Raw genomic sequence first — 2,008 nt, 5'->3', positions numbered from 1 at the left:
TGGCTTTCAATATGTCCAATAAATGATAAGGGAACCCTCTTGGCTTCAAAAATACTATGAGCCAGGTGCCTGTTTTCGCTGCTTGAGAAATCCAGATCGAAAGATGTCAGCAAGTTATGTATGTCGTAGAAATCACGGGCCCTGGGTTTGGAGGTCATGCTCAGCACAATTTCCTTGTATGCCGGAAGTTGCTGGCACAGGGCCCTGAGTTTTTCAAGGGCCAGCATTTCCGGCGAGTAAACATACACCGTGGCTCCTTCAATATCGCGTGGCCGTTTCTTGCCAACATACTCGTATTTGCTGATGTCAACCGTAAACTTGGTCGAGTTGTTCTTGCCCACAACCAGTGCATTTCTTCTTATATCGTCAAGGGAGTCAAACTGGGTGTAGTTCTCCATGGTGGATAGTTTAAACTCGAGCAGATATCCACCCCAAAAATCTTTTACTTCATCCTTAACCGTATGAGGTCTCTCCTCAAACTTCACATCAAAGGCCTTTAAACCCACTTTTTCAAATTCCTGGTTCAGCAGATGATCGGATTGATTCCGTATTCGGTTCAGTTCTTCAGCGGTAAAATCCGATGCAATGGAGAAATCGATATCAAGAGATCCCCGGTTGGATAATTCATAGGCAAGATCAATGGCATTACCTCCCTTCAATACCAATATGCCCACCAGCAATTCATCAGCAACCAGCGCCCTGACTACCAACCTTTTTATTTCATCTAACTGAGGTCTTGCCATACTTCATTAAAGGATCTATTTACCAATATAGATACTATATTTATTGTGACATGCAAGCGTGGAAATTTGCAACCCGTGCCAAACTGGCAATCTTGCTTCACTCTTTGTTTAATGTGTCAAAATGTAACTGATGTCTTTCCAGATAGGACAGATTGTATTGGCTTAACCGTTTAATCTTTTCAGATCCTGTGACTCCGATCTTATGGTAGGCATTTGATTCAATACGTTCGGATAGAATGATCCTTCCTGAATTCTCAAAACTGATAAGATGCCTGTCAAACAGCGCATCATAGGTAGGTGATAATAAGATGCCGTTGTGAACATCCAGGCGCTCATTGTCATTAGCAGAAGACCAGGGAACAATGTGGGACGCAATCAAAATATCCAATTTATCAAATCCCGTTACTGCACATTGATATTCCCACCGGTGGATGATTCTTTTTCGATAAGCGCCCTGACCCACACGTGAAGTTACGAGTCCCCTCCGCTCAGTCTCATTTGGCAGCTGGATATCGTATAAGGCCGAAGGATCGGAAACGAGTGGAAGTGAATGGAAAGCATCTGGATTAACGGGAATGGATGCTCCAATTTTCTTAAAAAAGAATTTGATCCCCATGCGACGTTTACCCTTGGTATCATGTGTTTCAAAATAATCAGCATCAAAACACTCAACTTCTGCAATGAACCTGACAAGGCCTTTCTGCACACTTTCAAAAAGGAATACCCTCTTTCCATTCAGGAGATGATCCCGTAAAGCCAGATTCCCTTTTGTGAATTTCATATCTCCTTCCTGGCCTTCGCCTGTGTAACTGTAGATGTTCGGATTGTCCCACCCATCCTTATAACCATGCTGATGACCAGAACTTCCGGAAAAAATAAAAATATAGGGATAGCTGGCAGAAGGAGCAATGCCGCTTTGCCAGTTGCCGCCAAAGATGGCATGAATGTCGGAACGCCGGTTATATATCCGGCCAGGTATGAAAGGAAGTTTTTTCAAGGGTAAGAAAACACATAAATATAGGCAAAAATCAGTGTCCGATTAGGGGCAGCGTCCAAACAAGCAGGAACCAGGCTTTACCTGCCGTCTGCTATCCGAAACATTTTGCTATTGGTCCGGGAAGCCTTTCGGGGAATGGCGTATGTATGGCCGCAAGTTCTTTGTGATAACTCAGCTCCACGAATGAATGAGGTCCCCGCTCACTTCGTTCGCTTCCGGGATTTTCCTTTGGCAGACTTACAATGGCAGGGTTTTCCTTGTACCTCAA

2 protein-coding genes are annotated in these 2,008 nt (G+C 44.1%); both read right to left on the bottom strand.

The window, feature by feature from the left end; all coding sequences use genetic code 11:
• Window positions 1-743, bottom strand: a 743-nt coding sequence (locus KDD36_15120) for a nucleotidyl transferase AbiEii/AbiGii toxin family protein (GenBank protein ID MCB0397979.1), incomplete at its 3' end; no start/stop codon positions are given.
• Between the two features lie 97 nt (window positions 744-840).
• Entirely contained in the window at window positions 841-1,740 is a 900-nt protein-coding gene (locus KDD36_15115) for an HNH endonuclease (GenBank protein MCB0397978.1), read from the bottom strand.
• Window positions 1,741-2,008 lie beyond the last annotated feature (268 nt).

Source organism: Flavobacteriales bacterium, from assembly GCA_020435415.1.
Taxonomy (GTDB): domain Bacteria; phylum Bacteroidota; class Bacteroidia; order JACJYZ01; family JACJYZ01; genus JACJYZ01.
Note: the sequence above shows the minus strand (reverse complement) of the source record. Positions and strands in the feature narration are given on the sequence as shown.